Genomic DNA, 6,116 nt, shown 5'->3' with positions numbered 1-6,116 from the left:
TATCAGCTACTTTTCCGTTTGAAGATCCTTGGATTTGGGAGGATGAAGAATATCCATCCGGATCGCGGTTGTTGGAAGTCGGAAATGGAAATATTGAGCTTATTCATATTGGAGATGCACAATCCTATAATTTAATTGTTACAGGGAAATGCCGTGGGGAAATTTGGTTTTTTTGTGATGTAGGAGTACAGCCCTGTTGGCAGCGTCAAGATTTTTTGGGTTGGTTTGAAAAATGGCTTGATTATGGTAATGATGTTGATTATTTTACAGAATATTCGTTGTTATGTAATCAATATGAGGCTTAGGAAGGGGGAACGGGTAATTCAATATTTATCAGGACATTATAAGGAAGGCTTGAGCATTTACCTAATCATAGTCTTAGTAGAATAAGGATAAAGTTAAAAGATAATCTATACTTTAAAAGGAGAAATTATTAAATGAAATCACGAATTATGTATATACTTACTGTGCTTCTGTTAAGCACTTCCATTACTGCGTGTTCAAGCAGTAAAAGCAATTTAGAACAAAATAATTTAGAACAAAACAATAGCGATAGTGTAAGTGATAGTAAAATTACTGAGACCAGCCCTTCTTCAGACAACAAAAATGAAGATACCAATATTACGTTGCCATCTAAGGATAATCCGGTATTAGATGCATATAAAGCAGTATTGCTAGATAACGCCGAATTTTTCAGCATTGATAACGAGAAGAAATTATCTTTGAATGACTTTTTAACGAACAAAGAGATTTATGGAGCCATTTTAAAAGTAACACATTTTACGGTAATGGACATGGATGGCGACGGGGTGCCTGAAGTTGTTCTTGAATTGGCAGTGGATAATAATCCAGAGTTTTATGAAATACTGCATTATATGGATGATACAGTTTATGGATACAATATTGTATACAGAGGTTTAGAAGGGCTTAAAGCAGACGGAACATTTCAGTATTCAAATGGTGCAGCAGATAATGGATATGGAAAATTGAAATTCAAATCAGATGGCTATGAAACTGACATATTGGGAAATATGCAAGCAAGCCAGAATAATGATAGTATGACTATATCATACTTCATTAATAATGAATCCGTTACAGAAGAATCCTATAATTCTTTCATTAAAGAGCAAGATGAAAAAAAGGATGTAGATTGGCATGAGTTTTCTCAAAAGAATGTTGAAACAGAACTCTCTGCCCGGTCATAGATACAGAAAAATACCAACTATCAATATTTAGTTGGTATTTTTTATGCTTAAATTGAAATTGGAATTTCAAATTGAAAGAAGATAGTGGATGAATCCTAATTTGTTACATTTTAGGGGTTTATGAATTGAATATTTTTACCAGGTCCTAACAGCTCCACCCTTAGCCTGCCAAAAGCTTAAATGAATAGAGTAAAAAAAAAAGTCTATTTACAAATTTCAGATTATGTGTTAACTTTAAATCGTAAGTAGTAAGTGGTAAGTAAAAGTAAATAAGTGGGAGCGTAAGGGACAAGGAATAACAAATAAATATATTAATTATAGGAGGATGTATAGATATGGAGGATTTAACGTTAGCGCAAGGTTTTACAATCATATCACTCAATTCGCTGGACAGTCATCATATGACAACAGCAAAAAAGATGGCACTTCGTTGCATCTCGGCAGCTGCTATACTGGAGCTTTATTTAGCTGGCTGCTTTACGGAGAAAGAAGAACGACTGATTCTGAACAGGGAAGTGCTGGAGCAGCCGGACATTCTACTTTATCAGGAGGAGGTCCTTAAACATATATTTAAGAATAAAGTCAGTCTGGAAGGAAACCTAGACTGGTGGATTATGAAAGCTTCGGCCCTCTCCGACAAAAACTTAAAGAAAGTAGAGCATGTCATAACAGATTCCTTAAAAGGAATTAATTTATTAGAGGAAATTCCGAACCTTTTAGGTTGTGATTTATTTTATGCAACAGCAAATATAACCATGAGAGAATATAGGAGCAACAGTTCAGAATATATCCGTCAAACGGAAGGAATCAGAAGCGAAGTGCTGGAAGAGGGTAAGCTCACGGACGAAGACATCGTAAAGCTCTGGCTTCTCCGGGAAAGTGCTTGCTTAAACGAGATATTTGCAAAAAATGAATTGGATAACGTTCTGGTTCGTTTTAATGAACTGTATCAAAGCAGCCGGCTTGCAATGAAGTTATTTGAGGTTTGTATCCATCATATGGCGGAGACTGCCGTAAAAAATTTTCTGTCCTTTAAAAGACAGTTAATGAGTACGCCTGTCGGTACGGGGATAAATTATGATTTTCCATTTATTGAACGTTCACAATCGGTATTTATTGATACGGGAGCCATGTTTTCCGACCCTAAGATGCGCCTTGAAGACGTTCTGAAACGTCTGAAAGATTACGGTCATGAAGTTACCGTGCTTCGCGCAGGAGTAGTACCTCTATTAAAGATAGACAATATTTTATATAAAGCAGTCCCTGATGCAGTTATGGGAAAGATTCCGGTTCACGGTATCCGTCTCCGACGCTATCAGATATAAAAGGAGGGGTAGAAATGTCAAGACAGCGCTCCCTTGAGAAGATAGCAGTGTCCGAATATGTCACCATCGGAGAATTGGTCCGGCTTACCGGAAGCCGGTATAGTACCCTGAAATTCTACACTGAGGAAGGAATGCTGCCCTTTGAACAGGAAGAGGAGAATCTGACACGGAGATTTCCAAGGGAAAAGACAGTTGCAAGGATTACTGAAATCCAGGAGTTGAAGAGACGGGGATACAGTATCCCGGAAATTAAGAAGCGGCTTCAGCAGGTATAAGGAATAATCTATTTCATTCCTGACAGTCCTTAAAAGCACCGCCACGGGACAAAATGCTTTATCATCTAGTATGTAGAATCAGAATATAGTAAACTTAAATAATGCTGTGTTTTATAGCTATTTTCCCCAGACTAATTGTCTGGGGATTTTTACGTACATAAAATTACAATCATTAAAAATTTTTTTAAAAAATTAAGGTTTATTTAATATTGGGGTTATCATCAGTTAAGGTTGTCTATTTATAATAAAGTAAAATGATAATTAAAGAGAGGACAACAATAAATGAAAGAAAAAGGACTTACAGGATTTCAATTAAAAATAATTGGACTATTATTAATGATATTTGACCACATTAGTGAATTTTTTAGTTTCACCGGAGCAATACCTCTGGCTTTTAAATGGGTAGGAAGAATTGTAGCACCTATTTTTATATTTATGACCATAGAAGGATATATACACACCCGAAGCAAGAAAAAGTATATGCTTAGATTGTTTGCAGCATCAACTTTAATGAATATAGGGAATTATTTAATTCCAAATTATTTTCAAAGAACGGATTCTTTTGGATTAATGAATAATATATTTGCAACTTTATTTATGATTACGGTATATCTATGTATTATTGATTTCATAGCAAAAGGAATTAAAGAAAAAAGTATAATCAGAATATTTATAGGTGTTTTACTATTTCTACTGCCGATAGCATTATCAATATTGTTTATAACAAACATTGAAAATTTACTCTATTTGATTTTGGTTATTCCATCACCTCTTTTTGTGGAGGGGGGGCCCATATTTGTGGGAATTGGAATAATCCTGTACTTACTAAGAGGAGATAAGAAAAAGCAATTAATAGCATATATAGCAATATGTGTCGCTTTTATTTTTACAGGAGAAATTAGTATTCATGGATTGTTCATTGACAATTATCAGTGGATGATGATTTTTGCCACACCACTATTGTATTTATATAATGGAAAAAAAGGAAAGGGAATGAAGTATCTGTTTTATGTCTTCTATCCAGCTCATATATACATTTTCTATATAATCTCATGTTATGTTATGAGCAAATAAAATAACTTATTTTAACCTTATCAGGAAAGTCCTACGTTTCTTTAAGCGAAACATAGACTTTCCTGTTAGATGAAGTTCATGCTCTTGTCTAAATGTCATTGGCAATAAGATTATGAGCAGGCAGCGATAAATGACTGCGAATCCTCCCTTTGAATGAAATATTATAAAACTGTAGGAAGATAAAAACATAATTTTTATTAGGATTCGTGTTACAAAGAGTTACGCTATTAAATTAAATATTTTCTACGAAGATAGGAGGCAGAATAATGATTCAATGGGAATTAAAGAAAATATTTAAATCAAAAAATGGAATTTTTACTTTCATATTATTCTTTATACTTTCTATATCTATGATATTCATAAAACCGAACTTAGAAGGAGTAAATGATTACAGAGAAAATAGTAAAGGTATAACCACTGTTGAAGAACAATTTAACATGAATGTTGAACTTTTAAGAGAGGTTAGTGAAAGTGAAGCAAAGGATGATATATCAAAGGAATTTAAAGAAATATCCAATAAAAAATTATCGGCAATAAAGTTCAATAAATATAAGGATATTAGGTTCTGGAAGGCATTTCATCATAGAGCGTTTCATCCATTTATGATTTTTATTATGCTTATCATTATAGTAATTATTTTCTCAAATATTTATACAGACGAGATGATATCAACCGTTGATAAGTTAATTTTGACATCGAGAAATAAATATAAAGTATTATATTCAAAACTGGCCTTAAGTATAGTCATCCCAGTAATTCTATATACAGTATATCTAATTATACAGTTTATAATCACCTGTATACAATTTGGAAAACCGATCAACGGAGGTTTACAGGTTCTAAGAATATTGGATAATCCATTATTAATTAAAGATGCTTATACAATATACGAATTTATATTACTTAAAACAGGTATTATGCTTCTACTCCTTATCACATTGGGAGTATTCGGATGCTTATTTTCATTCCTTACCACCAACTCAATTCAATCTACAAGTGCATTTTTCATTTTTATATTTTCAGGTAAGGTAATGACATTAATTAGATGGTTACCAAACGAAGCATTGATGATATTTTCAAAAGTTAATTATATTGATTTAATATTTAATTTTAATGAATTTGCCGGAATGTATTCTGGAAGATTTAGAATGTTTAATATAAGCTTAGACATTACAAATTTATGTTTGGGCATTATGATAGCTGTTCTCTTTATAGGGATACTTTCATGCAGAAGTATCTTTAGAAAATATTTAACAAGATAAATCAGGTGGTTAAGTGTAAGAAGCACTTTTAAGTATGGTTCAAACATAAAAACTTGTTTGATTTTATATGGTTTGGAGGAAAAATTATGAATAAACTTGAAATAAAAAATTTGACAAAAAGTTATGGAAAGAAAAATGCAAATAATAACATAACACTCACCTTAGAAAATGGTGTATATGGACTTTTAGGCCCTAACGGTGCCGGTAAGACAACGCTTATGAAGCAAATAGCTACATTGATTAAACCTACATCGGGAGAGATAGTCTATAATGGCAAAAGCATTTATAGTATAGAAGACAACTACAGAGGAATTATAGGTTATTTACCACAAGAATTCGGAGCTTATAAAAACTTTTCAGCTAAGAAATTTTTACAATATGTAGCAGCCTTAAAAGGAGTAGATAAAAGGGAAGCCAATAACAAAATAGATGAATTATTAAAGTTGGTTGGACTTTATGAAGTAAGAAATAAAGCGGTTGGGAAATTCTCAGGAGGAATGAAAAGAAGAGTAGGAATCGCTCAGGTTTTATTAAATGATCCTAAGATTATTATATTAGATGAACCAACAGCGGGATTAGACCCACAGGAGCGGACCAGATTTCGAAATTTATTATCGGAGATATCCAAAGATAAGATCATAATACTTTCCACTCATATTATTTCTGACATAGAATCCATAGCAAAAGAAACTATTATGATAAAAGAAGGTGAAATCATAATGAAGGGAAGCCATAGGGAAATTCTATCCGATATGAGTGGAAAAGTATACAGAATAAGAACCAGGGATGAAAACCAATTGACAGAAATACAACAAAGATACAAGGTGGTAAATCTTCAAAGAGGAATTGACTTTACGGAACTTAGAATTGTGAGCGATAAAGTCGTAACTTATGAAAATGCAGAGGTGATAGAGCCTAAATTTGAAGATGTCTACATGTTCTATTTCGATTTAGAAAACACAAAGGAGGTATAAA

The 6,116-nt window shown here is 32.9% G+C and carries 6 protein-coding genes and 1 pseudogene; all 7 read left to right on the top strand.

Annotated elements, in window-relative coordinates:
- Nucleotides 1-305 (top strand): annotated as a pseudogene (locus tag RT261_RS13720) (SMI1/KNR4 family protein); the annotation flags it as partial.
- A 132-nt stretch (nt 306-437) separates the two neighbouring features.
- Nucleotides 438-1,205 (top strand): hypothetical protein, encoded by a 768-nt coding sequence (locus RT261_RS13715; protein WP_313133286.1) that lies wholly within the window; start codon nt 438-440, stop codon nt 1,203-1,205.
- 335 nt (nt 1,206-1,540) lie between these two features.
- On the top strand, nt 1,541-2,530 hold the full coding sequence (locus tag RT261_RS13710; RefSeq protein WP_313133285.1) for a hypothetical protein: 990 nt from the start codon (nt 1,541-1,543) through the stop codon (nt 2,528-2,530).
- Between the two features lie 14 nt (nt 2,531-2,544).
- Nucleotides 2,545-2,805: a helix-turn-helix domain-containing protein gene (locus tag RT261_RS13705; protein ID WP_313133283.1), complete on the top strand. Its 261-nt coding sequence runs from the start codon at nt 2,545-2,547 to the stop codon at nt 2,803-2,805.
- Between the two features lie 282 nt (nt 2,806-3,087).
- Entirely contained in the window at nt 3,088-3,879 is a 792-nt protein-coding gene (locus RT261_RS13700) for a TraX family protein (protein WP_313133282.1), read from the top strand.
- Between the two features lie 266 nt (nt 3,880-4,145).
- Complete coding sequence (locus RT261_RS13695) at nt 4,146-5,141, top strand: hypothetical protein (RefSeq protein WP_313133281.1); 996 nt, start codon at nt 4,146-4,148, stop codon at nt 5,139-5,141.
- A gap of 86 nt (nt 5,142-5,227) precedes the next feature.
- Nucleotides 5,228-6,115 (top strand): ABC transporter ATP-binding protein, encoded by an 888-nt coding sequence (locus RT261_RS13690; protein WP_313133279.1) that lies wholly within the window; start codon nt 5,228-5,230, stop codon nt 6,113-6,115.
- The last annotated feature ends 1 nt before the right edge of the window (nt 6,116 follow it).

The organism is Anaerocolumna sp. (assembly GCF_032079385.1).
Taxonomy (GTDB): Bacteria; Bacillota; Clostridia; order Lachnospirales; family Lachnospiraceae; genus Anaerocolumna.
The sequence above is the reverse complement of the archived record's forward strand: the minus strand, read 5'-3'. Positions and strand labels throughout refer to the sequence as shown.

What these genes read in the sequence shown, in the direction of transcription:
- RT261_RS13715 (WP_313133286.1), top strand. Translation starts at nt 438, where the DNA reads ATGAAATCACGAATTATGTATATACTTACTGTGCTTCTGTTAAGCACT.
- RT261_RS13710 (WP_313133285.1), top strand. Translation starts at nt 1,541, where the DNA reads ATGGAGGATTTAACGTTAGCGCAAGGTTTTACAATCATATCACTCAAT.
- RT261_RS13705 (WP_313133283.1), top strand. Translation starts at nt 2,545, where the DNA reads ATGTCAAGACAGCGCTCCCTTGAGAAGATAGCAGTGTCCGAATATGTC.
- RT261_RS13700 (WP_313133282.1), top strand. Translation starts at nt 3,088, where the DNA reads ATGAAAGAAAAAGGACTTACAGGATTTCAATTAAAAATAATTGGACTA.
- RT261_RS13695 (WP_313133281.1), top strand. Translation starts at nt 4,146, where the DNA reads ATGATTCAATGGGAATTAAAGAAAATATTTAAATCAAAAAATGGAATT.
- RT261_RS13690 (WP_313133279.1), top strand. Translation starts at nt 5,228, where the DNA reads ATGAATAAACTTGAAATAAAAAATTTGACAAAAAGTTATGGAAAGAAA.